Raw genomic sequence first — 25466 nt, 5'->3', positions numbered from 1 at the left:
GTATTTCCGTGCCCTATCCTGTATGTTGGATACGACCTGTTCACTGACCGGGAGAGTCTGATAAATGGCGTGTATTTTTTGTGATATCGCGGCGGGGAAAGCCCCCTGTCATAAGATCTGGGAAGATGAGCATTATCTGGCATTTTTGTCGATATTTCCCAATACCGACGGTTTTACGGTGGTGATCCCGAAGGCGCATTACCCGAGCTATGCGTTTGACCTGGAAGACGATGTTCTGACCGGCCTGGTGCTGGCAACTAAAAAAGTGGCAAAAGTTCTGGAAAAGGCATTTCCGGATGTCGCACGCTGCGGCATGTTTTTCGAGGGCTACGGGGTGGATCATATCCACAGTAAACTCAGCCCGATGCACGGCACCGCAGATATGACAGAATGGCGGCCGATCGAGCATAAACAGCCCGCATTTTACACACAGTATCCGAGATTTTTGTCATCCCACGACTGTGAGCGGGCAGATGATAAGAAGCTGGCTGAACTGGCGGCGGCTATCCGCGCAGGTCAGGAAAAGTGAGTGATTCCGGTGGTGCCTTCACCACCGGAATGTTGTGTCAGCGGACTTCGCACCCGACCACAGTGGCATACCCGAGACCATCACTGTCCATCATCAGCAGACACTGCGGGCTGAGGGTTTCCATCGCTTTTATCAGCATCATTGCCATCACAAAAACCGCTTCCCTGTCAGCGCTGACCTGATTATCCGCAATATAAATATTATTTTTCAGGAAAGTACGGCGCTGTGCTTTATTGCAGTACTGATAAATCACATCCTGCGCCAGTTCATTTTCCCGCATCAGCCAGAATGATTTCTCTTCCTCTTTATCCAGCAGATTCATTTTTTCCATCATCGGCAGATCGGCGGTTAACTGCATTTCATTGATCGGCATAAAGCGGGACAAACTACCGTTAAACGGAAATGTATTGCGCTCAAAATAGTAGCAGGATGTCAGCAGAATAGCGCCTGCCATTTCGTGATAAGCCGGTATCTGACCCGCCTGCCAGATATTCAGTCCGACCAGCAGCCACATGGCGCTGTTATCTTCCTCATCAAACAGATGGCCGATATCATCCGGTGTCTGAATGAATTCAGTCGCACAACCCCAGATTTTCGTTACATTGCGCTCAATTTCTGTATTTTGCAGCTGATTCGGGGTGATCACATACACGGTTTTCAGTTTTGACTGATAACCTTCATGCTGCTGATTCAGATCTTTCGCCAGCGCGGTAAAAATAGCCTCAACCGAATGGTCATAACCGGCAAGCAGTTGTTTATCTTCTTCATCTGTCCGTTGTTTCCGCTCTGAGGTATAAACCTGTTTAACACTTTTCGGCATCAGCAATGAAACCCCGGTCACCATCAGTCTGCGCTGGCACCAGTTGACCCACTCATTACGTTTGAAATTAATGGAAGCATTCCAGCTCTGACAGGCAATCCGCGCCTGCTCATGACGGTGCATGGCGTAAGTGAACAGACACATCCAGATCAGAATGTATGGCAGATAGATAAAAATCAGTACTTCCGTCAGCGGGAGTTTGAAAATATAAAAATCGAGAAAAAAGATAAGGGCCAGAACGACGAACAGCAACCCCAGCCACAGCGTAATTTTGGCGCCCGGTGCATCACGTTTAACCGGAAATTCAGGAACAGGCCACGACATCGGAATATAGCTCCATGCTGAAAGAAATACAGATATGCCGCTCCGGGCTGCCGGAACGACGTCAGTGTTTGTTATAAAAAGAGAGATCACAAAAAATCGTGACTGATACAGGGAAATAACGGCAGACCGGTTAAAAACTTTAATGGGACAGCATGAGACAGATCACAAAATCCGACAGAGAACAGAGAGAAATAAACAGAAATTAAGAAAGAGGATAACTGAGAAAAAAGAGAACTGCAGGGAGAAGAAAGATGGTGGGTCGTACAGGATTCGAACCTGTGACCAATTGATTAAAAGTCAACTGCTCTACCAACTGAGCTAACGACCCATCTTTGGGATTGATTTTCAGGAATGGTGGGTCGTACAGGATTCGAACCTGTGACCAATTGATTAAAAGTCAACTGCTCTACCAACTGAGCTAACGACCCATACCTGAGTGATGCGGGAGAATCATGTGAAGTGGTGGGCGATACCGGGCTCGAACCAGTGACCCCCTCCTTGTAAGGGAGATGCTCTACCAACTGAGCTAATCGCCCACTTCAGGATGACTGCAACTTACATCATTATTATGAATGGTGGGCGATACCGGGCTCGAACCAGTGACCCCCTCCTTGTAAGGGAGATGCTCTACCAACTGAGCTAATCGCCCATTCATAACATTTACTGCTTTACTTCACTATCACAACGTTCATTCTTAATAAGAATGGTGGGCGATACCGGGCTCGAACCAGTGACCCCCTCCTTGTAAGGGAGATGCTCTACCAACTGAGCTAATCGCCCGTCGTGATGGAGGTGCATTATAGGGATCTGCGCGTTTGAGTCAACGCTTTTTCGAAAGAAAATGATCGTTCGTTGTAATTTTAGTCACCCTGTTCTGATTATCACCACCCGCGCGCAGTATGTAAGCAGAAATCGGATAAATCGTGATCGCCGTCAGATTCATTGCTGCAAAAACGCCCTGTTTTGTCATGTATTTTTCCTTCTGACACGAGAAAAATGACTTTTTCGGCCTTCTTTCCCCCTTTTCATTGAGGAATTATGTCTCAGTGCTAAAATATCCCGAATCGTATTTCTTCATCCACTACGTCTGGCGCAGACGTTATGAAAGGCATTCCAATGAGTAAAGTAAAAACCCGTTTCGCACCCAGCCCTACCGGCTACCTGCATGTGGGCGGCGCACGTACCGCTCTGTACTCCTGGCTGTACAGCCGTCACAACCACGGTGAATTTGTCCTGCGTATAGAAGATACCGATCTTGAACGCTCAACTCAGGAAGCTATCGACGCCATTATGGACGGGATGAACTGGCTGAATCTCGGCTGGGATGAAGGTCCGTACTACCAGACCAAACGCTTTGACCGCTACAATCAGGTGATCGACACCATGATTGAAAACGGTACGGCTTACCGCTGCTATTGCTCCAAAGAGCGCCTGGAAGCCCTGCGTGAAAAACAGATGGCAAATAATGAGAAACCGCGTTATGACGGTTGCTGCCGTGATCACGCTCATAACCATACCGCGGATGAGCCGCATGTGGTGCGTTTCCGTAACCCGCAGGAAGGATCTGTTATTTTTGATGACAAAATCCGCGGGCCGATCGAATTCAGCAACCAGGAACTGGATGACTTAATCATCCGCCGTACTGATGGTTCCCCGACCTATAACTTCTGTGTGGTTGTCGATGACTGGGATATGGAAATCACCCATGTTATCCGTGGTGAAGACCATATCAACAACACACCGCGCCAGATCAACATCCTGAAAGCTCTCGGTGCGCCGGTACCGGAATATGCCCACGTCTCCATGATCAACGGTGATGACGGCAAGAAATTATCCAAACGCCATGGTGCAGTGGGTGTGATGCAGTACCGCGATGACGGCTATCTGCCGCAGGCACTGCTGAACTACCTGGTGCGTCTGGGCTGGTCTCACGGCGATCAGGAAATCTTCAGCATTGAGGAAATGACGGAGCTGTTCACCCTGGAAGCCGTCAGCAAATCCGCCAGTGCATTCAATACTGAGAAATTACAGTGGCTCAACCACCACTACATTAACAGCATGCCTGCGGAAGAAGTGGCTGTGTACCTGCAATGGCATATTGAGAACGCCGGGATTGATACCCGCAACGGCCCTGAACTGGCAGACCTGGTCCGCCTGCTGGGCGAACGCTGCAAAACACTGAAAGAAATGGCGGAAACCTGCCGTTACTTCTATGAAGACTTTGACAGCTTCGATGCCGATGCCGCGAAAAAACATCTGCGCCCGGTTGCCCGTCAGCCGCTGGAAGTGGTTAAAGCCAAACTGGCTGCACTGACCACCTGGACACCGGAAGCTGTACACGAAGCCATTCAGGCAACCGCTGATGAACTGGAAATCGGGATGGGTAAAGTCGGTATGCCGTTACGTGTTGCTGTGACCGGTGCCGGTCAGTCTCCGGGCCTGGATGTGACCGTACATGCGATTGGTCAGTCCCGCTCTCTGGCGCGTATCGATATGGCGCTGGCCTTTATTGCTGAGCGCGAAGCACAGTAATCACTATCTGCTGCCTGATACCCGGTCCTGTGCCGGGTATTTTTTTGTCATTTTACTGAATTGACGGCTTTTTCATCGGTCGCACACGAATTTCATATTAAGCCGTTGACAGCTCAGGGAACCTTGCCTATTATGCTGCGCGTCCGGTCGATTTTATCGGGGCTATAGCTCAGCTGGGAGAGCGCTTGCATGGCATGCAAGAGGTCAGGGGTTCGATCCCCCTTAGCTCCACCAAATCTTTGGTGAATGATAAATACCGTGACATCCGGTTTTCCGGGGCTATAGCTCAGCTGGGAGAGCGCTTGCATGGCATGCAAGAGGTCAGGGGTTCGATCCCCCTTAGCTCCACCAAATTCAAACCCCGGTCTCTGACCGGGGTTTTTCGTTTCTGCCTTCCTGTCATTGTGCGGTATACCCGCCATCCACCGGATAAAAACCGCCGGTACAAAAACGACTGTCATCTGATAACAGAAACGCTACCATTTTTGCCACCTCTTCCCGTGTTGCCATCCGCTTCATCGGGTGACTCTCCGCCATCATTGCCTGCACATCCTGCGGTAACGCCAGAATATTCGGTGTCGCCACATAGCCGGGACCGACCGCATTAATCCGCACGCCCTGCTCTGCATATTCCAGTGCCGCCGCGCGGGTCAGCCCGAGTACCGCGTGCTTGGCGGCGGTATAAGGTGCAATTCCCGCAATACCGGTGACGCCGTTACAGGCTGATAAATTCACCACCGCCCCGCCGCCGCTTTTGATAATGGCAGGAATAGCGAATTTCATCCCGAGAAATGTGCCGGTCACATCCGTAGCCATCACATCCTGCCAGGCCTCAAAATCGTAATCCTCAATCTTCACACCATGCGGTCCGGTGATCCCGGCATTGTTTACCAACCCGTGTAAAGCACCGAATTTATCTGACACTGTGCTCACCATCCGCTTACAATCGCTCAGTTTACGTACATCTGCTTCAATTGCCAGCACGCTATCTCCCGTAGGATCCCACTCATTTATGGCCTTTTGCAGATGTTCCGGATTCCGCCCGGTAATCGCAACTTTAGCCCCCCTTTTCAGTAATTCACGGGCAATTCCTTCACCCACCCCGGTTGATGCACCAGTAACCAGGATAATCTTCTGTTGAAAGTCTGTCATAGCATCACCTTTTAATTAACTTTGGTTAACTAAAAGCTTAATTGATTAACTTTTGTTAATCAACTTTCTTTTCCTGATTTTGCCTTTCGGCTAAACTAAGGGGGAGGATAAAAGGGAGGTGTTATGTCATTCAAGGAACTGGAAAATACACTGTCATTGTTACAGTGCACATTAGTAGCGCAACGGACCATCTGCTCACCTGAAAAGGTGACGTGGGCACAGTATGACGTAATGGAAATGTTGCGCCTTCAGGGGGATTTAACCCCGTCGGATTTAAGCCAGAAACTCGGGATTTCGCGCCAGAATGTCTCGAAATCATTACGGGCGCTGAAAAAACACCAGTTTGTTTCCCAGTATCAGTCGGAGACCGATAAACGGGAACTGGTGACCCAGCTGACACCGGAAGGTGAAGAGTTTCTGTCCCGCGCGGCGACAGGACGCACCCGCAATGCAGAAAAAGTATTTGCAAGTCTGGATGACGATGAACAGCGCCAGTTTCGTATACTGAGCCGGAAAGTCATCGATGCACTGACCCGGGATCAGTGAGCGGGACGTTTAAGCGGTTTTATCAGGCCACTTAAACCTTCGGTTTTAATCGCAAGGGTGAGTTGCATCAGCTGCCCCAGGCGCCCTTCCGGGAAACTGTCTTTACGGGCAAACCAGAGCAGGTATTCCTCGGGAAGGTCAATTAAACGGCAACCTTTGTATTTACCAAATGGCATAGCCGTGTTAGCGACTGCCACTAAATCTTCTTTCTCCATCATCTCTCCTGATGTGACTGAAACGGTCTTCTGCGGAAGACCGTTTTTCAGCCTGTCTGTCAGTTCAGCAGTGCAATAAACTCATCTTCATTGATCACTTTAATACCCAGCTCTTCCGCTTTGGCCAGCTTGGAGCCTGCAGCTTCCCCGGCAACCACCAGATCGGTTTTCTTCGAGACACTGCCGGTGACTTTCGCCCCCAGAGCCGTCAGACGATCTTTCGCCTCATCACGGGTCAGGATCTGCAGTGAGCCGGTCAGCACAACCACTTTACCGGCAAACGGGTTATCCAGTGCCGATGCATCTACCGCCACCACATCCGGCCAGCTGATACCGACATCTCCGGTCAGATCAGTGATAACCTCGCGGTTGTGCTGCTCGCGGAAGAAATTGACCACATGCTTCGCGACAACCTCCCCGACATCAGGAACGGCTTTCAGTGCTTCTGTATCCGCCTGCTGTAAGGCATCCAGGGTTCCGAAATGTTCTGCCAGATTGGCCGCCGTGGCTTCGCCGACTTCGCGGATCCCCAGCGCGTAAAGGAAACGGGCAAATGTAGTCTGTTTTGATGCCGCCAGCGCGTCAGTCAGTTTCTGTGCGGATTTCGGTCCCATGCGATCCAGCCCGGTCAGCTTACCGGGGGTCAGACGCCACAGATCCGCCGGGGTCTTCACATACTCCGCATCCACCAGTTGGTCGATAATTTTATCCCCCAGCCCGTCCACATCCATGGCACGGCGGGACACAAAATGTTTGAGTGCTTCTTTGCGCTGTGCCCCGCAAATCAGACCGCCGGTACAGCGGGCAACCGCCTCGCCTTCCACCCGCTCAATATCTGACCCGCACACCGGGCAACTGAGCGGAAATTCAATATCCCGCGCATCCGCCGGACGCTCTGATTCCACCACACCCACCACCTGCGGGATCACATCCCCGGCACGGCGGATAACCACGGTATCGCCGATTTTCAGACCGAGACGGCTGATTTCATCCGCATTATGCAGTGTGGCATTACTGACCGTCACACCGGCCACCAGCACCGGCTCCAGACGGGCAACCGGGGTAATCGCACCGGTACGGCCGACCTGGAATTCCACATCACGGACAACGGTCATCTGTTCCTGGGCCGGGAATTTAAAGGCAGTCGCCCAGCGCGGGGCGCGGGACACAAAGCCCAGCGCCTCCTGGAGTGCAATGGAATCCACTTTAATCACCACGCCGTCAATATCAAAACCCAGCACCGGACGGCTCTCTTCCACCTTGTGATAGAAATCCAGCACCGCCTGACTGCCGGTGCAGCGCATCACACGATCACTGACCGGTAAGCCCCAGGCTTTAAATTGCTGCAGGCGATCATAGTGACTGCCCGGCAGTGTGCCGCCTTCCAGCACGCCCACGCCGTAACAGAAGAAAGTCAGCGGGCGTTTGGCTGTCACCGCCGGATCCAGCTGGCGCAATGAACCGGCTGCGGCGTTACGCGGGTTGGCAAACACCTTGCCCCCGGTGCGGCGCGCTTCCTCATTCATGGCTTCAAAGCCTTTCTGCGGCATAAAGACTTCGCCGCGGATCTCAATACGCTGCGGGATATTTTCCCCGCGCAGTTTCAGCGGAATAGCGCGGATGGTCCGCACATTGGCGGTAATGTTTTCCCCGGTGGTACCGTCCCCCCGGGTGGCTGCCTGCACCAGACTGCCGTTTTCATACAGCAGACTGACCGCCAGGCCGTCGAGTTTTAACTCACAGCAGAATGTCAGATCCTGCGTGTCTTTCAGACGGTCACGTACACGTTTGTCAAAGGCAAGATAGCTCTCCTCATCAAACACGTTATCGAGTGACAGCATCGGAATCTCATGGCGCACCTGTTCAAATGCACTCAGCGGTGATGCCCCGACCCGCTGTGTCGGGGAATCCGGTGTGATAAGTTCCGGATGCTCCGCTTCCAGCGCTTTCAGACGCTGCATCAGGCGATCATATTCCGCATCCGGCACTTCCGGGTTATCCAGCACGTGATAACAGTATTCATGATGGCGCAGTGTGGCGCGCAGCTGTTCAATGTCGTTTTCGTTATTTTTTGGCATCATAGTGATCTGCAATCTGTTTATACCTGAAAAAAACCCCCGTCATTGCGGGGGTTTTTGTGCGATTTGTGTGTCTCAGTTCTGTTTGGCGACGAGAACTTTGCGGATGCGCGCCTTGTACACCTCGATTTTCTGCGGTGTCAGCATTTTGCGCTCCTCATCCAGAACCACGCCGCCGACATCAGAGGCGATACGCTGAGCAGCCTGTAACATCAGCTTGAAGTTCTGGTTTGCGTCACCGTAAGACGGCACCATCATAAACATGGCCACGCCCGGGGTTTCGATCTCTTCCATCTGCTCCGGTACAAACGTGCCCGGATTCACCATATTGGCCAGACTGAATAACACCGGACCACTGCCTGCCGGATCGACATGGCGGTGATAGATGTTCATCGCCCCGAAACGGAACCCGGCCTGCTCGATAGCGGTGCGCAGAATATCACCTGCGACCATCTGTCCCGGATGGGCGGACACAAACAGTGCCAGCACAATCTCATTGTTCTCTGCACTGCTGCGCGGCGCTTCCTGAACCGGTTCCGGTTCAGTTACCGGCTCTTCTGTGTGAGGCATGTCAGTTTCAGCGGCAGTGATCACCGCGGCTGTTGTCATGACCTCCGGAGCCGGAGCTGCCGGTGCCTGTGCTTCCTGCTCAAGGGCATCAAATAATCCGATTTGCGGCTCTGTTTCCGGTGCTTTTACCGGCTGACGGCGCGGGCTCTGGGCTTTCGGCATCACAGGCGGTTCTTCCGGCTCTGATGACGGATACATTCTGCCGGCAGATAATAACGGATCCTGCTCATTCTGCGCTTCTGAATACGGAGAGACCTGCGGAGCCGGATCCTCCGGTAATACAGCAGAGTGACGGGAGCCGTGTGCCTCTGACATATCATCAGCGGCTTCATCCTGCGACTCGTATTTACGACGCTTCATGGGGCGCGCGCGAAACAGGGAAGAACGCTCTTTACGGCTCGTCCACAGTCCGTGAAGTAACAATGCGATGATTGCTACCGCACCCACAACGATTAATATCAGACGCAAATCTTGCATCAGTGCTATCTCTGTTGTTTAAATTAAAGGCCACCATGGCAAAATACTATCGTTTGATTACAAGAGTATTTGTCAATGATGTTAAGTTCAAGTCCCTGCACGAATTTCTTGCAATAAAGATCATTTAATTGCTCTTTTTGACTGATTTTTCATCCTGACATTTCATTTGTGGCCGGACAAATCAATAGTTCAGTCTGATAGTATAACGTTTTCCAATCATAGGAGTGAATAGGAAGTATGACAAATCCTGTCAGGCCGCTCAGCGGCTTTGCATATGTTGCACAGGGATGGCGGCTGATGATGCGTCCGGGTCTCCGGGCCTTCGTGATTCTGCCGTTGCTGGCCAATATCGTGGTTATGGGCGGTGCACTCTGGTGGTTGTTCAGTCAGTTCGGCGGGTGGATAGCCTGGCTGATGGATAAAGTACCGGGCTGGCTGCAGTGGCTGGATTATCTTATCTGGCCGGTGGCGGTGATTTCTGTGCTGCTGATTTTCAGCTATTTTTTCAGCACGATCGCCAATATCATCGCCTCGCCGTTTAACGGCTGGCTGTCGGAGAAACTGGAAGCGGAGCTCACCGGGCGTCCCGCACCGGATCAGGGCTGGGCAGATCTGATAAATGATATCCCGCGTATTCTGAAACGTGAGATGGTCAAACTGCTTTATTACATCCCGCGTGCCGTTATTCTGCTGATCCTGTTTTTCATTCCGGGGATCGGGCAGACACTCGCGCCGGTACTCTGGTTTATTTTCGGTGCCTGGATGATGTCCGTGCAGTACGGGGATTTCCCGTTTGATAACCACAAGGTCAGTTTTCCGGAAATGAAAAGCACACTGCGCCGCGATAATATGACCAATCTCCAGTTCGGTTCGCTGGTCAGTGTGCTGACCATGATCCCGTTTGTGAACCTGTTTATTATGCCTGCGGCGGTCTGCGGTGCCACCGCGCTGTGGGTGGATCGCTACCGCGCACAGTTTGTCCGCGACTGATCCGCAACCCCCTTCCGTGCAGGGCGGTTATCACACTGCCCTGCCGTTTTCCTGCTCCTTATACTTTTTCGCTATTGATCGTCTGTCCGGTTATAAGGATATGCCGATTATGTATTTCCTTTCCGCCGGTCAGCGGGTAATGTGGTTTTATATTTAGTCTGATTATGAATAACCCTATAAGGAAAACCGATGAGTAAGATATATGAAGATAATTCGCTAACCATTGGTCACACACCGCTGGTGCGCCTCAAACATTTCGGTCACGGCAATATCCTGGCGAAAGTCGAATCCCGTAACCCGAGTTTCAGCGTCAAGTGCCGTATCGGCGCCAATATGATCTGGGACGCGGAAAAGCGCGGTATCCTGAAACCGGGTGTGGAACTGGTCGAGCCGACCAGCGGTAACACCGGGATTGCACTGGCGTATGTTGCTGCCGCCCGTGGTTACAAACTCACCCTGACCATGCCGGATACCATGAGTATCGAACGCCGCAAACTGCTGAAAGCCCTGGGTGCCAACCTGGTACTGACCGAAGGCGCGAAAGGCATGAAAGGCGCGATTGAAAAAGCCGATGAAATCAGCGCGTCTGATCCGTCCCGCTATATTGTGTTACAGCAGTTCAGCAACCCGGCCAACCCGGCGATCCATGAAAAAACCACCGGTCCGGAAATCTGGGAAGACACTGACGGCAATGTGGATGTTGTGGTTGCCGGTGTCGGTACCGGCGGCACCATCACCGGTATCGCCCGTTACCTGAAAAACATCAAAGGGAAAAAAGACGTCACTATCGTGGCCGTCGAGCCGGAAGGCTCCCCTGTCATCACCCAGGCACTGGCCGGGGAAGAGATCAAACCGGGCCCGCACAAAATTCAGGGTATCGGTGCCGGTTTTATCCCGGGTAACCTGGATCTGAGCCTGATTGACCGCGTCGAGCTGGTCAGCAACGAAGATGCTTTCGCCACCGCCCGTAAACTGATGGAGCGCGAAGGTATTCTCGCCGGTATTTCATCCGGTGCGGCGGTAATTGCTGCGGAACGTCTCGCGAAAGAAGATAAATTCAAGGGCAAAAATATCGTGGTGATCCTGCCGTCTTCCGGTGAACGTTATCTGAGTACTGCGCTGTTCGCCGATATCAGTGAAAACTGATCAACTGAACGGATTCAGTCCCCGCCCTGCCTGACCTCGAAAGCACCCGCAAAGGGTGCTTTTTTTGTGCAACGGATCAAAGTTTGACACTCTGCGGGATGATTTTTGTGCGGTTGTTTAGTATTAAAAAAGTAATTATTTCACAGCTCAAAATAATGACACCAAATACGTATGTCGAATCTTCGGGTTGTGCTATTTTACTTGCTCCGGCTATGATTACTGTTATATGTCTTAATATTAACCGCCGATAAAAAATTCCAAACATGAGGTAACGCTATGTATCAGCAAGAAGTCACCATTACTGCACCTAACGGTCTGCACACCCGTCCTGCGGCTCAGTTTGTCAAAGAAGCCAAAACTTTCGCTTCTGACATCACCCTGACTTCCGGCGGCAAAAGCGCCAGCGCCAAAAGTCTGTTCAAGTTACAGACTCTGGGTCTGACACAGGGCACCGTGGTGACTATCGCCGCAGAAGGTGAAGATGAGCAGAAAGCAGTAGAGCACCTCGTCAAACTGATGGGTGAACTGGAGTAATCTCCTTCCGCCCTCACCTGTCAGGATCCCCGGCCACCGTCTCATGCCGGGGATAGTCCGTTTCCGGGTACGCTCACGCAGCCCGCTGCTGTACGTCCCCCAGTAAACTCAAAGGTATTATTATGGTTTCAGGAATCTCTGTTTCACCGGGTATCGCTTTTGGTAAAGCGTTGTTACTCAAAGAAGAACCTATCATTATCAGCCAGAAGTCGATTTCTGCTGAGCAGATTGATGCTGAAATCCGGCGTTTCACTGAAGGCCGCGCCAAAGCGTCCGCACAGCTGAATGCCATCAAAGAAACCGCTGAAAAAAATCTCGGTGCGGAAAAAGCCGAAATTTTTGAAGGTCATATCATGCTGCTCGAAGACGAGGAGCTTGAAAATGAAATCACTGACATCATCAAAAGCAAAAAAACCGCCGATTACGCGGTACACCAGGTGATTGAAGAACAGGCCACCGCCCTGGAAGGTCTGGATGATGAGTATCTGAAAGAACGCGCGGCCGATGTCCGCGACATCGGTAACCGTCTGCTGAAAAATATTCTCGGCATGCCGATTATCGACCTCAGCGCCATCGCTGAGGAAGTGATTCTGGTTTCCAAAGACCTGACACCGTCCGAAACCGCACAGCTGAACCTGAAAAAAGTGCTGGGTTTTATCACCGATATCGGCGGCCGGACCTCCCACACTTCCATCATGGCCCGCTCTCTGGAAATCCCTGCCGTGGTCGGTACCGGGAATGCCACTGAAAATATCAAAAGTGATGATTACCTGATCCTGGATGCGGTCAACAACACCATTTATCTCAATCCGTCAGAAGAAGACATTGAGCGCATGAAAGAAGTGCGCGATGACTATCTGGCGGAAAAAGCCGAACTGGCAAAACTCAAAGATCTGCCTGCTGTCACCCTCGATGGTCACCAGGTGGAAGTCTGTGCCAACATCGGTACCGTGCGCGATATGCCGGGTGCCGAACGCAACGGCGCGGAAGGTGTCGGTTTATACCGCACCGAATTCCTGTTTATGGATCGCGACTCGCTGCCGACGGAAGAAGAACAGTTCCGCGCTTATAAAGAAGTCGCTCAGGCAATGCCGGATGAAGCCATTATTGTCCGCACCATGGACATCGGCGGTGACAAAGACCTGCCTTATATGAATCTGCCGAAAGAGGAAAACCCGTTCCTCGGCTGGCGTGCCATCCGTATCTGTCTGGATCGCCGTGAAATTCTCGACACCCAGCTGCGCGCGATTTTACGTGCCTCAGTTTTCGGAAAGCTGCGTATCATGTTCCCGATGGTGATTTCCGTCGAAGAAGTCCGCGAACTCAATAAGATAGTGGACGAAATGAAACAGCAGTTGCGGGATGAACAGAAACCTTTTGATGAAACTATTGAAGTTGGTATCATGGTGGAAACCCCGGCGGCAGCAGTTAATGCACGTCACATTGCAAAAGAAGTCGATTTTTTCAGTATTGGAACCAACGACCTGACGCAGTATACTCTGGCTGTGGATCGCGGAAATGAGCTGATTTCCCATCTCTACAACCCGATGTCTCCTGCGGTGCTGAACCTTATCAAACAAGTCATTGACGCTTCCCACGCGGAAGGGAAATGGACCGGAATGTGTGGTGAGCTGGCGGGTGATGAACGTGCAACTTTATTGTTGCTGGGCATGGGTTTAGATGAATTTAGTATGAGTTCTATTGCTATCCCGCGTATCAAGAAACTGATCCGCAATACGCATTATGAAGATGCGAAAGCACTGGCTGAACAGGCACTCGCTCAGCCGACGGCAACAGAACTGATGGCACTGGTGGAAACCTTCACCAAAGAAAAAACCCTGTGCTGAGAAAGCCAAATTCACGCCCGGTCCCGTATCAACATTTAGGAGAGTATTCATGGGTCTGTTTGACAAACTGAAGTCGCTGGTTTCGGATGATAAAAAAGACAGCGGCACGATTGACATCGTGGCGCCGCTGTCCGGTGAGATTGTGAATATCGAAGATGTGCCTGACGTTGTTTTCGCTGAAAAAATTGTCGGCGATGGCATTGCTATCAAACCGGCAGGGAATAAAATCGTTGCCCCTGTTGACGGTACAATCGGTAAAATTTTTGAAACTAATCACGCGTTCTCCATTGAATCGGACAGCGGGATTGAACTGTTTGTTCACTTCGGGATCGACACTGTTGAACTGAAAGGTGAAGGCTTCAAACGTATTGCGGAAGAAGGCCAGCGCGTACAAAAAGGCGACCTGGTACTTGAATTCGATCTGGCGCTTCTCGAAGAGAAAGCCAAATCCACCCTGACTCCGGTGGTTATCTCCAATATGGATGAAATCAAAGAGATGACCAAAATGACCGGTCCGGTCACTGTCGGCGAAACCGTTGTCATCAAAATCAAAAAATAACGGCTTCTGCATCACAGTCTGTACACTGAAAAACGGTTTCTGCGGAAGCCGTTTTTTTTCGTCCGTTTTCCTTTGATTGATTAATTCTGTTGTATTATCCCCTGCCTGTTGTCCGGAAATTACCGGAAAAGTATTTCTCACCTCAGTGAAATGCGCTAACATGATCTCCCGTGACGGTCCGCAATTTACGCAGATTACGCACTGCCTGATACGGCCGGATCCGCCGGAACCACGGGCGGGATAAACGGGAAGTTTTCATTTTCGTTCGTCACAAAATGGTAATGCTATGGAATTTAATTCAGTTCAGACACAGCAAATAAAGCAGAACATGCGCCTGTTCACTGAGCGCCTGTATCCGAATGGTCATATCCCCGATGAGTTCGATGTTCAGTACCGTACGGACAATAACAACATACTGATTTATCAGAAACAACTCGTCTGCCCGTGCGGCACCCCGCAAACCATTGAAAAACAAATTGCCAGACTGACCTGGTCAGAAGCTGATGATAACTGGCAGCTTTTTTATGTGGATAACAACAAATGGCAGCCTTATCCGGACTGCCCTGCCGGTACACTGAGTGCACTGCTGAAACAGGTTCTGGATGATAAATCCGACCGTTTTATTTTCAGTTAGTCACCACATCACACAATTAAGCTCCGTTAAGGGGTTTATTTGTGAATTTTGATCGTTTTCACGTATAGTGCTCATTACGCAGGTTACTATTACTACTAACTTATTTGCCGGCTTTCAGATTGCGAGGTATGTATGTATAAAACGATTATAGTTCCAATCGATATTTCCGAAACCGGGCTGACCCGCGAGGTGATCCCGACGATTCAGACATTAGCCAAATTTGAAAATGCCAAAATTCACTTTATAGCGGTGATCCCGTCATTCTCTCACTTTGCCTCTTTCGGTATTGCCTATGCCGCAACTCTGCCGGAAAAAGATGAAATTCTGGACAGCGCCAAAGAACAACTGGCGAAGATGGTCAGTGATTTTAATCTGCCTGCAGAGCAGTTTGAACTGCATGTGGTTTCCGGCTCACCGAAAGATCAGATTCTGAAACTGGCGGATACTCTGGAAAGCGACCTGATTGTCATCAGCTCACGCCGCCCGGATATGTCCACCTATCTGCTCGGCTCCAACGCCGCAGCGGTTGTACGCTACGCCCATACCTCGGTTCTGGTTGTCCGCTGATACGCGGCAGCGCCTGACTGAACGCCCGTTTTAACGGGCGTTTGTTTCTTTATTTTCCTGCAATCAGCAAAGAATCACTGCCGGGTGTACCAGTCACGGATAACCGCGAGGATCTGCGCGGTATGCCGGTTTCCGTCTGTATCTTTAAAATAGTGATCCAGATTATCAAAGGTTCTGAATGTCACCACCGGGTTCTCCACCGCTTTCTGCATCTGCTTAAACGATGTGACACTGACATTGGTATCATTCAACGTCTGAATAACCAGCACCGGTTTTGTCTGCCCGTTCAGTACCTGCTGCGCATCCGCCGCCAGAAATTCGCGCCACCAGCGCATCCCGTGCTGGCTGACCAGCATATCGTTCTCCACCTCATTGCGTTTTACCGCATCAGTAAATGCCAGAAAACCGGCTAACTGAGACTCCTCAAGTGGCTGAGGACTATTGCGGAAGCTGTCCGTGACATCATCCAGGAAAAAGCGCCCTCCGCCATTAACAGCCACCACTGCGTCAACCGCCGGTGATGCCAGCGCAGTGTGTTCAGCAACAGTCGCCCCTTCACTGCCGCCCAGCAGCAGCACGGTGTCATACTCCCCTTTCAGACGGTCGAGCACCGCAGCATAGTCGCTGACCCGCACCGACAGAGAATCATTGAACATGGTTTCCGCCGGGCAGTCTGCCCGCTCACCATCGCGGTCATTAAAAGGCAGCGCATCGGTAATACCGTATTTCTCCACCAGCAGAATGTCATGGTCCGGGAACGCGCCACCGAAAGTATCCACCATAAAACGGTTGTTTTTAGCACTGTTACAATCAGAGCCCTGAATCAGCACCAGCAATTTGCGGGTGGGTTCCGCCTGCCGGTGCAGCAGGTAGTAATGAACAGCACTGCCATCCTGACGGGCAAGGTTTTCTGTCCGGACAGTCTCTTCCCCGGTATTTTGTGTTTCTGATGCCATTGCAGGCGCCATCAGCAGACAACCCAGCAGTGCACAGACGGCAGCCTTACGCATTCTTCATCCCTTCACATAAAACAGATAATTAAACAATGTGCGGAAACCGAGCTTCTGATACAGACTCAACCCTTCGGACGACGCTTCCAGATAACAATCCCGGATACCCCGCGTTCTGCACAGTGTCAGCGCATAATCCAGCAACAGTGTGGCGCAGCCGTTGCCCTGATATGCAGGAACAGTTCCGAGATCATCAATCCGCGCGCCGTATTCTGACAACGACAGCGTGATGCAGCTGACCGGTTTCCCCTGACACAACAGAACAGCATGGTGCAGCTCAGTACCGTTTGCCATTGCCCGCTGATGATAACTGATATAGTCACTGACAATACTGAAATCCGGCGCTTCTTCGTCATCCTCTCCCGCCGGAAAAGCGGCTTCCAGCGGCTCCGCCCACAACGAAAGCTGGTCATTTACCTCACGGATTTCATATCCGGCCGGAAGAACAGAGGACGGCTGCCACGCATCAACAGACAGATGCATAGCACTGGTTTCACCGTCCGCCTCATAACCCGCCGCCATAATCTGCGGGTGCAGTGTTTCTGCCGCGGATTTCTCCGCCACCAGGCAATGAGGTTTATGATGTGCCGTAAAATGCTGCTGTGCCAGTGAGAACTCATTACTATCCGCACCGGCCTGCAGATAGATATAGTTAAAGACAGGCACCGGCAGCGGTGTCAGATAGCATTCTGCACGATCACTTACGGTGATGACATCCTGCGCGATACTGCGCCAGAAATGGCGCTCTGTCGTGCGGTAATTCTGTAAACTCATGGTGTCTCCGGAATGGTATAAGCATCGGCGGGATTTATTATCCCCACTCTATAATATAAGCCGTTATATACCTTATCGGAATGTTAAGACATTCCGGAGCCTGACACTCAGCCCCTGCGTATTGCCATAATCTGATGCACCACAATGCCCGCCAGCAATCCCCAGAAGGCTGAGCTGATACCCAGCAGCGTAATACCCGATGCCGTCAGCAGAAAACAGATAATCGCCGCATCCCGCCCTTTTTCATCTGCCAGTGACTGGTGCAGGCTGTTCATCAGCGTGGTCAGCAGAGCAAGCCCGGCCAGGATCTGTATCAGAACCGCCGGAAAGGCATTGAACAGCATAAAAACCGCGCCGCCGAAAATCCCCGCCAGCAGATAAAATATCCCCGCCCAGACAGCAGCGGTATAACGCCGCGCCGGATCCGGGTGCACATCCGGTGCCATGCAAATCGCGGCGGTGATCGCCGCAATGCAGATACTGAACCCGCCCCACGGTGCCAGCAGGATAGCCGCCAGCGACGAGCAGCTCAGCAGCACAGAGGTGTGCGGCGGATAACCGTTAGCCTGTAAAATCGCAATCCCCGGCGCATTCTGCGAGGCCAGCGACACAATAAAAAACGGAATGCCGACACTGATCAGGGACGTCAGGGTAAATGACGGCATCACAAATTCCGGCAGCGCAAACACATTGCCGGCCCGGACAAAATGCAGATCGCCGCTCAGTCCGGTCACGGTGATACCGGTGATCAGGGCAGCAATAATAGCGTACAGCGGGAAAATCCGCCGCATCACCACATACGCGGCTATCATCGCGGCACACAGCACAAAGCTGGTATTCAGCGCACCGAACGCCGTCAGCCCGAAACGCAGCAGAATACCGGCCAGCATCGCCGAGGCCAGTGCGCGCGGGATATAATTCATCAGCCGGGCAAAAATACCGGTCACGCCACACAGAAACATCAGTCCGGAGGCAAAAATAAACACGCCGACGGCTTCATTGATGGTCACGCCGGACAAACTGGTTACCAGCAGCGCGATCCCCGGCGTAGACCAGGCGGTCAGCACCGGCATTTTATACCAGAGCGACAACCCGATCGTTGTCACCCCCATCCCGATCCCCAGCATCATCAGCCAGCCGCCGGTTTGTGCGGTATCAAGCCCCGCCACATCCAGCGCCTGCAGAATAATCGCCACTGAACTGGCATAGCCGACCAGCACCGCAACCAGGCCTGTCATCATCATTGCTGGAGAAAAGGCACGAAAAAATGTTAACTTACTCATAGGAACACACCATCGGATGTTATAGCAGACGATCGGACTCTATCACCGGATGCTATAACGGACAATGACATTTACCCGGAATAATGACAATTTATGCACGATATCACACCCGCTGTTGCAGAGACCTTTAAACAACTGCGTGCCGAACGCGGGCTGAGCCTCAGCCAGGCAGCACAACTGACCGGCGTCAGCAAAGCCATGCTCGGCCAGATTGAACGCGGCCAATCCAGCCCGACGGTATCCACGCTGTGGAAAATCGCCACCGGCTTCAATGTCGCTTTCTCTGTTTTTCTGGAAGGCGCACAGCCGCAGGTGCAGGCGGGGCTTCATTCGTTTGCAACACTGCCGGTCTTTGAACAGACCCGCTCCGGGATGCGTGTCACACCGCTGATCCCGTTTGATGATGAACTGAAAACGGATTTACTGAAGATTGACCTGCTGCCGGGGGCGCTCAGTGAATCCGGCCCTCATGAACCCGGGGTTATCGAACATGTCATTATGCTGGAAGGTGCATTACAACTGCGGCTGGGGGATGAGTGGCATACCGTTTCTGCCGGGGAATCCCTGCGCTTTTATGCGGATATCCCGCACGCTTACGCCAATCCCGGTAAGACCATTGTGACACTGCATAATCTGATCCATTACCCGCGTCCGGCGGACAAATAAAAAAGCGGGGTATAATAAATATACCCCGCTTTGACTTAACGGATCGTCTTACTTTATTTGTAAAATAAAACCAAAATAAATACGTGTTCAGCTTAACTTATTATATATCATCCTTATACCAACCGGGATGATATGTTTATACTGAACAGAAAAGCATGCCATTCAGAATACTATCTTCTGTTATATATGGCGGTTTATTTATTGTTTAATTAAACACACTCAGGCATATCGCTATGCTGTCGTGATGTTTTCACTGGTGTTGTTACTACTACCTTTACGGCATTTTGGTGTTGTTCCAAATGACTGTCGCAGCAGTCTTTCTTGTGTCTTAAATACTATTATTATTATATCTGGTGTTATTAATATTATTGTTACTGCTTATTTTATTATTATTGCTGTTAGTATTTGCTGTTTCTTTTTTATTAAGGGTATTACCAAACTGCGGGGGCATTATCGTACAGTGATCCTGAACCATTCTGAAATGAAATTACAGATTACGGTTAAAATATAAAAAAAACCACCATTCCTGCCGGATACGGTGGCTTAAATACAGAATTAATTAACTTATTTCAGTATGTTGTCACACATCATCTGAAGTGTATTAATAAACCTTGCTGCATGAAAACCATCACAGACTGCATGATGAACCTGTACAGAAACAGGTAATAGTACGCGGTCACCTTCCTGCTGAAACTTTGCCATCGTAAAAACCGGGGCAAAGTAATCATCATTTCCGGTGATATTCAGATTAAATCCGTCAAAACTTACCCAGGGTAATGATGATATATTCAGGTGATTCTCCGGTAAATTTCCCTGCGGAAACAATCCGGTATCATGCTGATGTTCTGCTGTTACCGCATTATAACCTGCCATAAACTCGCTGAGATCCGGAAAATAACGGCAGGACAGTACGGAGAATGTTTCGGTTTCTTTATGAAAGACAGTAAAAACCGGGTCTGACTGATCCCAGTAAATCAGTTCATTGTCTTTCATTGCCATCCGGAACTCCGGAAACTGATTAACAGCCCGGGAGATCAGGTAAATCATCAGCGGATAAAACTTATAACCGGTTTCCGTCAGTGCGGTACGCGAAGCGGTAATATCGAGTTTGGTGGTCAGGCTGAATCCGCATTTAATCTGCTGACGATAAAGGGCAAAATGTTCCCTGCGATTCCAGGTATTCAGGTCAATCCGGGTAAAATTCATGGTTATTCCTTCTGATTAATAGTGAAAAATATTAATAATCAGAAGGCAGTCTGGTTGTCTCAATGGGTAACATTCCGTCCTCCGTAAGCTGTCTGGTATTCAGTAATAATACCCGATACGGGCTTAATCTGTATTAAGCCCGGCTTTATTTATTCCGGCCAGTCATCCGCAAACACATAGCGGATCAGTTCTGCGGATTCACGGGGCGGTGCTCTCAGCACATCCGCCATTAAATCAATTTCCATCTGACAGGTTTGCAGCTTGTCTTCCGCCAGCACATACGGATCATCCGTCAGGAAACTCTCGCCGTATTTATCCACCGACCCCTGTATTTGCACCGAAAATAATGACTGTATTTCATCCGCAGAATAATGCGCAACAGGCGCCCCTTCACCGGCTGAATTCACCAGATCCAGCAACGCTCTGTTACCGATAATAAAGTCACGGTACCCGGCGGAAGCCTTTTTCATATCCGGCGGGCCTGATACTTCCGGATGCAGTACACGAAAGCAGAAGTCACCGGAGGTATCCTGCGCCAGTGCTTTCTGCAAAAATTCCAGCCGCATTTTCCCGTAATTAATCACCGCGTCATCCCCCGCGAGATAAAGCAGTTTTTTAATATTTTCGGTGGCCCACTGCTGCAGGCGCATATAATACTCTTCCCGTTTTTTCGAACCCTTACCCGCATTTCTGAAATCGGCAAAAAAGGCCCCGGACATAACGGGATCAACCTGATTGATGGCTTTTAGTGTCGGTACCATCTCAAGAACCTGAGTTTTTATCTGTTCATTTTTTTCCACCACCGCACTTTTAATAAAAAATGCAAAAAACAGCGCAATCAGTGACAGATAAACTATTTTCTTCCGGCTGATCACAATTTTGTTGGTAATCATTAATATAATCAGCAGGATAATCAGAAAAATAATCAGTACAGAAATCACAAAATAAACGGACATTCATCTCTCCGGTACAGGGGGACCATTCAGGCAGCCAATTCTTTTTTAGTCAGATATTGGCAATAAAATAGGATCAGCCCGTGAGAACAGAAGATCTGTCCGGTTGAAACAATTCTCTGAAAATTCGTTTATTCATCCGGCATTCCATCCCGGTAACTATTTTCCCTGATGACCAGTATATGCCACCGGAACACGCTATTCTGAGAAAACTGTCACTAATCTGTTTTATTCCGCAAACAGAAAACCACCGGATGAGCGGTGGTTTTCTGTACTTATTGATATCTTACTCCCCCCGCTGCTTAATGCAGGTCTCTTTTATTTTTTGTATATTATTTTTCAGGGAGACCTGATGTTCTTTGGGAAAATAACTGTAATCCAGTGAAATATAAAAACGGGCGTTACGCATCATGACAAATAAACTGATTTCGTTTTCTTCGGATTTATAAATAAAATGTTCTTCGTCTGCTTTTTTGCTTTCCAGTATTGAGGGTTTCCCATATTCCGCTTCAAGATTGTGCTGTAATTCTTTCAGCAGTGTCTGATATGCCGCTTCATCATCTGTGGAATAAAAATAACCAATACCGACCAGCCCGCTGAAATCCGGCTGTCCGTACTGTGGTAAGAAGCGGAATTCGTACTCCCCCGCTTCATTTAATCCGCCGGAAAATGTTTTAGACGTCACTTTAGTCAGCGGGCAGACATATTCACTGTTATCCGTTTCAGACTGACTACCGAGCCGTGGTACCAACGCCTCTTCCGTCATTCCCCAGGTCAGACCGAAAGGAGCTGCATAACGCTCACCTTGTCCGTTATCCGCTGCTTTTGTTTTATCACAGGCACCCAGTAATAGTGACGCTGCAACCAATGCAGAAATTATCGTTATTTTTTTCATTGTTCAGTATATCCGCTGATTTAATGATGACGTTATCCCGCCATATTTGACTTATCATTTAATCCGGCTGTTTTCCGGCAACAAACAATATCAATCCTGAATAAAAGTACCAGCAAAAAATAAAGCCTCCGTAAAGGAGGCCCGTATCAGATCCCGGTGTTTTTATTGGCGTAAAAACGGCAGTACTACATCTATCAGTTGTTCAGGACACTCTTCCGTCACAAAATGACCGCATTCACTGAGTATCGCGCCCTGCAAATTCACCGCTCTTCCCTGCATTGTCAGCTGCGGGGCATCACGGGTCGCGTGATCAGCACCGATGGCCAGAACCGGCATAGTCAGTTTTTTCTCTGCCCGCCGCTTATTCTGCGCGATGGTCTGCGGAATAGCCCGGTAATAGGCAAACCCGGCACGCAGTCCGCCCGGAGAAGAATAGGCATCGATATACGTCTGTGCGGCAACGCGGTCACGGCGGTATGCCCAGTGGTCAAAAATAAAATTCAGATACTCCCGCTCTTTACCGGCGGTCAGCGTTTCCGGTAAATCCTGAACCTGATTAAACATAAAGTGCCAGAGGAAAATATTCTCCTCCGGATCAACAAAAATACCCGGAGCCGGTGCCAGACCCGGAATAACAGCCTCGGTCAGGACGATTTTTTTAATATCTGCCGGATAGTCACTGGCCAGCGCATAACCGACCCACATCCCGATATCATGACCAACTACCGAATAGGTTTTATAACCCAGCTGATTCATCATGGTATGTAACGTTGTGGCCACCGCACCGGTATCATAGCCACTGTCCGGCCGGGCAGAAAAACCGGTTCCCGGCGGATCCACCGCTATCGCCATATATCCCTGTGCTGCCAGCCCTGTCATCACATAACGCCATGTGTACCAGGTCTGCGGCCAGCCGGGGATCAGCAACACCGGTTCGCCTTTTCCCGCCGTCACATAATGTATCCGCTGCCCCGCCACATCCGTATAGTGATGCTGAAAATCCGCCTCATTCACCTGTGCTGTTACCGGCGGTTTCGGTGTATTCTCCGCAAGCACATTATTGTGGATTGCGAAAGTCATTACCGCTGCCAGTAATACCTTACCGAATAATGTATTCATACCTGTTCCGTATAAGTCATAAGTTAAAAAGTCTCCGCAGCAGCCCGTCAAAACGGATGTTGCCTGCAACGAAATTCAATTATTTGTCGATCGACAATTAATAGGTTAACGAGATATCCAAATCTTTGTCAATCACTAAAAAATAATTCTTTGTTAAACGATAAAGAACTGGTAGCATTTGCCTCAGATAAACTATACGGAGAAAATATGATGGCCGGCAGACCACGGGAATTTGATCGCGAAGTTGCATTACGCAAGGCTGAACAGGTGTTCTGGCAGCGCGGTTATGAAGGTACATCCATGTCTGATCTGGTTGCGGCGCTGGGTATTGCATCCGCCCGGATCTATGCGGCCTTCGGGTCGAAAGAAAATCTGTTCCGGGAGGCGATAGCCCTTTATCTGGCGGAAGAAGGTGCATTTGCGGATGCGGCGCTGAAAGAGCCGGATACCCGCAGTGCTATCAAAAAGCTGCTTACCGGTGCCGTTGATACCTACACCCGGGATGACCGGCCGCACGGCTGTATGGTGGTGCTGTCACTGACCAATTATTCTGCTGATAATGAAGCCATTATGCACTGGCTGGCAGACCACCGCCGGGAACGGACAAGCGGGATCATACAGCGTCTGCGCCGGGGGGCTGAGTCCGGTGATTTACCGGAACATACGGATACACAGGCACTCGGGGACTATGTGGCAACACTGCTGCACGGAATTTCTGTCCAGGCTCGGGATGGTGTCAGCCGTGACCGCCTGCTGGCCATGACAGAGATTGCCATGCACATGTTTGATCTCATGACCGCCTCACCGGCCACACACTGAATCTGTTTCTGTCTGCAGGAGAATCTCTGATGTCCTCTTCCGTCCGCCCGATCTGCACATGGCTTTCCGCCTCCCAGCCCGCATCCGGTGAAGCATTTCCGTTTCCGCCGGATATGCCGGCCATCACCGGCAATCAGACACTCCGGCAGTCATTGCGTATCAGCACAGGCGGGCAGAAACTGCAGCTGGTGTTTTCCAACCGCTACGGCACACAGCCACTGGTGACAGGTGAAAGTTATCTCTCCGTTCCCGGCCAGTACCGTGCAATACCGGTCACCTTTGGCGGACAGCAGGGGGCGGTGATCCCTGCCGGTGATACCCTGTGCAGTGATGAAATTGCACTGCATGTTCCGTCATTATCGGAGCTCACGCTGAGGACCTTCCTGCCGGAGCCGGTACCACTTAATACCTTCCACTGGGATGCCCGTCGTTTCTCTTTACTGGAACCGGGTAACCGGACGCGACAGGAAGAGGCCGGAAACGGCGAGGCTGTCAGTTCCCGTCTTTTACTTGAAAGCGTGCTGATTCAGCCGGAATCAGAAGCCCGCACACTCGTGGTGATCGGCGATTCAATGGTTGACGGCAACGGCGTGGACATGGACACCTATGGCCGCTGGACTGATTATCTGGCAGAACGTTTTATTGACGAAAACATTGCCGTGGTGAATGCCGGACAATCAGGTTCGCGCCTGCTGAAAGACGGCATCGGCATCAGTACATTATCGCGGTTTGAGCGTGATGTGCTGATGCAACCCGGTGTTACCGCCTGTATCGTGCAGGTCGGATTAAATGATATCGGCCTGGCGGGAACCGATTTGGACCCGGCGGGTTCTGTGCCTTCGGCAGCGGATGTGATTACGGGATTCCGGCAATTGCTGACCATGGCGCGGGGAAAAAATATCCGTATGACCGTCGTCACCCTGGTACCACTACGCGGAACCGGTGAGTATGGTATGACCGGTTTTTATTCACCGGAAAAAGAGGCTGTACGGCAGGATATAAACCACTGGATGCGCACAAGCGGCGAGTTTGATGCTGTTATTGACAGCGACCGGCTGGTACGCGACCCGGTCAGTCCTCAGCAGCTCAGTACGGACTATGATTCAGGGGATCACCTTCATCTTAATAATAAAGGACACCGGCTGGTTGCACAGTCTGTCCCGCTGACGGTTATCCGGCCCTGATATCAGAAAGCCCCGCTGTTTCAGCGGGGCTTCGGGT

General features: G+C 50.7%; 26 protein-coding genes and 7 tRNA genes. 15 read left to right on the top strand and 18 right to left on the bottom strand.

Annotated features, from left to right (window positions below; genetic code table 11):
- Positions 1-64 precede the first annotated feature (64 nt).
- The gene (locus X965_RS14395) at positions 65-529 is read left to right on the top strand and encodes an HIT family protein (RefSeq protein WP_036418571.1); all 465 of its coding nucleotides are present in this window, start codon (positions 65-67) and stop codon (positions 527-529) included.
- Positions 530-566: 37 nt separating this feature from the next.
- Here X965_RS14395 and X965_RS14390 read toward each other — a convergent pair whose 3' ends face one another.
- From X965_RS14390 to X965_RS19350, 7 genes are all read right to left on the bottom strand, one after another.
- On the bottom strand, positions 567-1673 hold the full coding sequence (locus X965_RS14390) for a hypothetical protein (RefSeq protein ID WP_004240267.1): 1107 nt from the start codon (positions 1671-1673) through the stop codon (positions 567-569).
- A gap of 252 nt (positions 1674-1925) precedes the next feature.
- Positions 1926-2001, bottom strand: a tRNA-Lys gene (locus X965_RS14385).
- 24 nt (positions 2002-2025) lie between these two features.
- Positions 2026-2101 (bottom strand) — tRNA-Lys (locus X965_RS14380).
- 32 nt (positions 2102-2133) lie between these two features.
- Positions 2134-2209 (bottom strand) — tRNA-Val (locus X965_RS14375).
- A gap of 37 nt (positions 2210-2246) precedes the next feature.
- A tRNA-Val gene (locus tag X965_RS14370) sits at positions 2247-2322 on the bottom strand.
- Positions 2323-2377: 55 nt separating this feature from the next.
- Positions 2378-2453, bottom strand: a tRNA-Val gene (locus X965_RS14365).
- 40 nt (positions 2454-2493) lie between these two features.
- Positions 2494-2643: a hypothetical protein gene (locus X965_RS19350; protein WP_156341072.1), complete on the bottom strand. Its 150-nt coding sequence runs from the start codon at positions 2641-2643 to the stop codon at positions 2494-2496.
- Positions 2644-2789: 146 nt separating this feature from the next.
- Between X965_RS19350 and gltX the strand changes: the two genes are divergently transcribed.
- From gltX to X965_RS14350, 3 genes are all read left to right on the top strand, one after another.
- Positions 2790-4205 carry a glutamate--tRNA ligase gene (gltX, locus tag X965_RS14360; protein WP_004240265.1) on the top strand — a complete coding sequence of 472 codons (1416 nt, stop codon included), beginning with the start codon at positions 2790-2792 and terminating at the stop codon, positions 4203-4205.
- Positions 4206-4363: 158 nt separating this feature from the next.
- Positions 4364-4439, top strand: a tRNA-Ala gene (locus X965_RS14355).
- Between the two features lie 41 nt (positions 4440-4480).
- Positions 4481-4556: transfer RNA gene (locus X965_RS14350), tRNA-Ala, on the top strand.
- A gap of 48 nt (positions 4557-4604) precedes the next feature.
- On the opposite strand, the gene X965_RS14345 is transcribed toward X965_RS14350, so the two are convergent.
- The gene (locus X965_RS14345; protein ID WP_036418568.1) at positions 4605-5357 is read right to left on the bottom strand and encodes an SDR family NAD(P)-dependent oxidoreductase; all 753 of its coding nucleotides are present in this window, start codon (positions 5355-5357) and stop codon (positions 4605-4607) included.
- A gap of 123 nt (positions 5358-5480) precedes the next feature.
- On the opposite strand from X965_RS14345, the gene X965_RS14340 reads away from it, so the two are divergent.
- A complete protein-coding gene (locus X965_RS14340; RefSeq protein WP_015422864.1) occupies positions 5481-5903 on the top strand; it encodes a MarR family winged helix-turn-helix transcriptional regulator in 423 nt (140 codons plus the stop codon).
- Here the strand turns inward: X965_RS14340 and X965_RS14335 are convergent.
- From X965_RS14335 to zipA, 3 genes are all read right to left on the bottom strand, one after another.
- The gene (locus tag X965_RS14335; protein WP_004240260.1) at positions 5897-6118 is read right to left on the bottom strand and encodes a DUF3820 family protein; all 222 of its coding nucleotides are present in this window, start codon (positions 6116-6118) and stop codon (positions 5897-5899) included. The genes X965_RS14340 and X965_RS14335 overlap by 7 nt on opposite strands.
- Positions 6119-6177: 59 nt before the next feature.
- The gene (gene ligA, locus X965_RS14330; RefSeq protein WP_079549351.1) at positions 6178-8199 is read right to left on the bottom strand and encodes an NAD-dependent DNA ligase LigA; all 2022 of its coding nucleotides are present in this window, start codon (positions 8197-8199) and stop codon (positions 6178-6180) included.
- 72 nt (positions 8200-8271) lie between these two features.
- Entirely contained in the window at positions 8272-9246 is a 975-nt protein-coding gene (gene zipA / locus X965_RS14325; protein ID WP_036415376.1) for a cell division protein ZipA, read from the bottom strand.
- A 234-nt stretch (positions 9247-9480) separates the two neighbouring features.
- Here zipA and cysZ point away from each other — a divergent pair, with 234 nt between their 5' ends.
- The 7 genes from cysZ to uspF all read left to right on the top strand — a co-directional run bounded on the left by cysZ (position 9481) and on the right by uspF (position 15520).
- Positions 9481-10233 carry a sulfate transporter CysZ gene (cysZ, locus tag X965_RS14320; RefSeq protein WP_004240257.1) on the top strand — a complete coding sequence of 251 codons (753 nt, stop codon included), beginning with the start codon at positions 9481-9483 and terminating at the stop codon, positions 10231-10233.
- Positions 10234-10422: 189 nt separating this feature from the next.
- Positions 10423-11379, top strand: coding sequence for a cysteine synthase A (gene cysK / locus X965_RS14315; RefSeq protein ID WP_004240255.1), 957 nt, complete (start codon positions 10423-10425; stop codon positions 11377-11379).
- 276 nt (positions 11380-11655) lie between these two features.
- Complete coding sequence (gene ptsH, locus X965_RS14310; protein WP_004240254.1) at positions 11656-11913, top strand: phosphocarrier protein Hpr; 258 nt, start codon at positions 11656-11658, stop codon at positions 11911-11913.
- A 122-nt stretch (positions 11914-12035) separates the two neighbouring features.
- On the top strand, positions 12036-13760 hold the full coding sequence (gene ptsI, locus X965_RS14305) for a phosphoenolpyruvate-protein phosphotransferase PtsI (RefSeq protein WP_004240253.1): 1725 nt from the start codon (positions 12036-12038) through the stop codon (positions 13758-13760).
- 49 nt (positions 13761-13809) lie between these two features.
- Positions 13810-14319, top strand: coding sequence for a PTS glucose transporter subunit IIA (gene crr / locus X965_RS14300; protein WP_004240252.1), 510 nt, complete (start codon positions 13810-13812; stop codon positions 14317-14319).
- A gap of 286 nt (positions 14320-14605) precedes the next feature.
- Complete coding sequence (locus X965_RS14295; RefSeq protein WP_004240248.1) at positions 14606-14953, top strand: DUF3024 domain-containing protein; 348 nt, start codon at positions 14606-14608, stop codon at positions 14951-14953.
- A gap of 132 nt (positions 14954-15085) precedes the next feature.
- Positions 15086-15520 (top strand): universal stress protein UspF, encoded by a 435-nt coding sequence (uspF, locus tag X965_RS14290; RefSeq protein WP_004240247.1) that lies wholly within the window; start codon positions 15086-15088, stop codon positions 15518-15520.
- A 74-nt stretch (positions 15521-15594) separates the two neighbouring features.
- Here the strand turns inward: uspF and X965_RS14285 are convergent, their stop codons facing one another.
- The 3 genes from X965_RS14285 to X965_RS14275 all read right to left on the bottom strand — a co-directional run bounded on the left by X965_RS14285 (position 15595) and on the right by X965_RS14275 (position 18587).
- A complete protein-coding gene (locus X965_RS14285; protein ID WP_004903997.1) occupies positions 15595-16530 on the bottom strand; it encodes an alpha/beta fold hydrolase in 936 nt (311 codons plus the stop codon).
- A gap of 3 nt (positions 16531-16533) precedes the next feature.
- Positions 16534-17304: a GNAT family N-acetyltransferase gene (locus tag X965_RS14280; protein WP_036418567.1), complete on the bottom strand. Its 771-nt coding sequence runs from the start codon at positions 17302-17304 to the stop codon at positions 16534-16536.
- A gap of 107 nt (positions 17305-17411) precedes the next feature.
- Positions 17412-18587 (bottom strand): benzoate/H(+) symporter BenE family transporter, encoded by a 1176-nt coding sequence (locus X965_RS14275; protein WP_206426455.1) that lies wholly within the window; start codon positions 18585-18587, stop codon positions 17412-17414.
- A gap of 93 nt (positions 18588-18680) precedes the next feature.
- Here X965_RS14275 and X965_RS14270 point away from each other — a divergent pair, with 93 nt between their 5' ends.
- The gene (locus tag X965_RS14270) at positions 18681-19253 is read left to right on the top strand and encodes a helix-turn-helix domain-containing protein (RefSeq protein ID WP_004903993.1); all 573 of its coding nucleotides are present in this window, start codon (positions 18681-18683) and stop codon (positions 19251-19253) included.
- Between the two features lie 564 nt (positions 19254-19817).
- Here the strand turns inward: X965_RS14270 and catA are convergent.
- From catA to X965_RS14250, 4 genes are all read right to left on the bottom strand, one after another.
- A complete protein-coding gene (gene catA / locus X965_RS14265) occupies positions 19818-20459 on the bottom strand; it encodes a type A chloramphenicol O-acetyltransferase (protein ID WP_004903992.1) in 642 nt (213 codons plus the stop codon).
- Between the two features lie 149 nt (positions 20460-20608).
- Positions 20609-21415, bottom strand: a complete 807-nt coding sequence (locus X965_RS19785; RefSeq protein WP_225902838.1) for a hypothetical protein — start codon at positions 21413-21415, stop codon at positions 20609-20611.
- Positions 21416-21698: 283 nt separating this feature from the next.
- On the bottom strand, positions 21699-22307 hold the full coding sequence (locus tag X965_RS14255; RefSeq protein WP_032098806.1) for a hypothetical protein: 609 nt from the start codon (positions 22305-22307) through the stop codon (positions 21699-21701).
- 162 nt (positions 22308-22469) lie between these two features.
- Complete coding sequence (locus X965_RS14250) at positions 22470-23426, bottom strand: alpha/beta fold hydrolase (RefSeq protein WP_036418566.1); 957 nt, start codon at positions 23424-23426, stop codon at positions 22470-22472.
- Positions 23427-23636: 210 nt separating this feature from the next.
- Between X965_RS14250 and X965_RS14245 the strand changes: the two genes are divergently transcribed.
- Positions 23637-24245 carry a TetR/AcrR family transcriptional regulator gene (locus tag X965_RS14245; protein ID WP_036415943.1) on the top strand — a complete coding sequence of 203 codons (609 nt, stop codon included), beginning with the start codon at positions 23637-23639 and terminating at the stop codon, positions 24243-24245.
- Between the two features lie 29 nt (positions 24246-24274).
- Positions 24275-25429: an SGNH/GDSL hydrolase family protein gene (locus X965_RS14240; RefSeq protein ID WP_036418564.1), complete on the top strand. Its 1155-nt coding sequence runs from the start codon at positions 24275-24277 to the stop codon at positions 25427-25429.
- Positions 25430-25466 lie beyond the last annotated feature (37 nt).

The sequence above is a fragment of the Morganella sp. EGD-HP17 genome (genome assembly GCF_000512315.2).
Taxonomy (GTDB): Bacteria; Pseudomonadota; Gammaproteobacteria; order Enterobacterales; family Enterobacteriaceae; genus Morganella; species Morganella morganii.
The sequence above is the reverse complement of the archived record's forward strand: the minus strand, read 5'-3'. Positions and strand labels throughout refer to the sequence as shown.

Coding starts and splice junctions, on each gene's coding strand:
- X965_RS14345 (WP_036418568.1), bottom strand. CDS start 5,357: ATGACAGACTTTCAACAGAAGATTATCCTGGTTACTGGTGCATCAACC.
- gltX (WP_004240265.1), top strand. CDS start 2,790: ATGAGTAAAGTAAAAACCCGTTTCGCACCCAGCCCTACCGGCTACCTG.
- crr (WP_004240252.1), top strand. CDS start 13,810: ATGGGTCTGTTTGACAAACTGAAGTCGCTGGTTTCGGATGATAAAAAA.
- ptsI (WP_004240253.1), top strand. CDS start 12,036: ATGGTTTCAGGAATCTCTGTTTCACCGGGTATCGCTTTTGGTAAAGCG.
- ptsH (WP_004240254.1), top strand. CDS start 11,656: ATGTATCAGCAAGAAGTCACCATTACTGCACCTAACGGTCTGCACACC.
- X965_RS19785 (WP_225902838.1), bottom strand. CDS start 21,415: ATGTCCGTTTATTTTGTGATTTCTGTACTGATTATTTTTCTGATTATC.
- X965_RS14275 (WP_206426455.1), bottom strand. CDS start 18,587: ATGAGTAAGTTAACATTTTTTCGTGCCTTTTCTCCAGCAATGATGATG.
- cysZ (WP_004240257.1), top strand. CDS start 9,481: ATGACAAATCCTGTCAGGCCGCTCAGCGGCTTTGCATATGTTGCACAG.
- X965_RS14250 (WP_036418566.1), bottom strand. CDS start 23,426: ATGAATACATTATTCGGTAAGGTATTACTGGCAGCGGTAATGACTTTC.
- X965_RS14390 (WP_004240267.1), bottom strand. CDS start 1,673: ATGTCGTGGCCTGTTCCTGAATTTCCGGTTAAACGTGATGCACCGGGC.
- X965_RS14295 (WP_004240248.1), top strand. CDS start 14,606: ATGGAATTTAATTCAGTTCAGACACAGCAAATAAAGCAGAACATGCGC.
- catA (WP_004903992.1), bottom strand. CDS start 20,459: ATGAATTTTACCCGGATTGACCTGAATACCTGGAATCGCAGGGAACAT.
- X965_RS14270 (WP_004903993.1), top strand. CDS start 18,681: ATGCACGATATCACACCCGCTGTTGCAGAGACCTTTAAACAACTGCGT.
- X965_RS19350 (WP_156341072.1), bottom strand. CDS start 2,643: ATGACAAAACAGGGCGTTTTTGCAGCAATGAATCTGACGGCGATCACG.
- X965_RS14335 (WP_004240260.1), bottom strand. CDS start 6,118: ATGGAGAAAGAAGATTTAGTGGCAGTCGCTAACACGGCTATGCCATTT.
- X965_RS14240 (WP_036418564.1), top strand. CDS start 24,275: ATGTCCTCTTCCGTCCGCCCGATCTGCACATGGCTTTCCGCCTCCCAG.
- X965_RS14245 (WP_036415943.1), top strand. CDS start 23,637: ATGGCCGGCAGACCACGGGAATTTGATCGCGAAGTTGCATTACGCAAG.
- X965_RS14285 (WP_004903997.1), bottom strand. CDS start 16,530: ATGCGTAAGGCTGCCGTCTGTGCACTGCTGGGTTGTCTGCTGATGGCG.
- X965_RS14340 (WP_015422864.1), top strand. CDS start 5,481: ATGTCATTCAAGGAACTGGAAAATACACTGTCATTGTTACAGTGCACA.
- X965_RS14255 (WP_032098806.1), bottom strand. CDS start 22,307: ATGAAAAAAATAACGATAATTTCTGCATTGGTTGCAGCGTCACTATTA.
- ligA (WP_079549351.1), bottom strand. CDS start 8,199: ATGATGCCAAAAAATAACGAAAACGACATTGAACAGCTGCGCGCCACA.
- uspF (WP_004240247.1), top strand. CDS start 15,086: ATGTATAAAACGATTATAGTTCCAATCGATATTTCCGAAACCGGGCTG.
- X965_RS14395 (WP_036418571.1), top strand. CDS start 65: ATGGCGTGTATTTTTTGTGATATCGCGGCGGGGAAAGCCCCCTGTCAT.
- X965_RS14280 (WP_036418567.1), bottom strand. CDS start 17,304: ATGAGTTTACAGAATTACCGCACGACAGAGCGCCATTTCTGGCGCAGT.
- cysK (WP_004240255.1), top strand. CDS start 10,423: ATGAGTAAGATATATGAAGATAATTCGCTAACCATTGGTCACACACCG.